Raw genomic sequence first — 541 nt, forward strand, 5'->3', positions numbered from 1 at the left:
GAGGGTAACAATGGAATATAGTAAGGAAGATTTAATGGAAGCAAAAAAGCAAATTTGGGGAGTGGGAGAGAACATGGGAACAGAGGAAAGTAAAAAAATCTGGGAGGAGAACGCACAATTTTGGGATAATGCAATGGGTGACGAATCTAATGAATTTCACAGAGAGGTAGTGCGTCCCAAAGTAACGGAACTTCTATCTCCTAATCCTGCGGATTACATTTTGGATATTGCGTGTGGCAATGGAAATTATTCTTCGTATCTTGCACAAAGAGGCGCTTCGGTTGTCGCTTTTGATTACAGCAAAAAAATGATAGAATTGGCTAAAAGACGGCAATCACAATATGCAAAACAAATTGAATTTTGTGTGGCGGATGCGACCGATAGAAAAAGTATATTAGAATTAAAAAGAAATCGAGCCTTTACGAAAGCAGTTTCTAATATGGCAATTATGGATATTACGGATATTGAACCACTTCTTATGGCTGTTTATGAACTGTTGCAGGAAAGCGGAATTTTTGTCTTTGCAACGCAACACCCTTGT

Annotated in this window: 1 protein-coding gene; it reads left to right on the top strand. The window is 38.4% G+C overall.

From position 1 onward, the window contains the following. Positions 1–10 precede the first annotated feature (10 nt). A partial coding sequence (locus ACTNEN_RS13360; protein ID WP_441206955.1) for a class I SAM-dependent methyltransferase occupies positions 11–541 on the top strand: 531 nt, incomplete at its 3' end.

The organism is Oribacterium sp. HCP28S3_H8 (genome assembly GCF_052064775.1).
GTDB lineage: Bacteria > Bacillota > Clostridia > Lachnospirales > Lachnospiraceae > Oribacterium.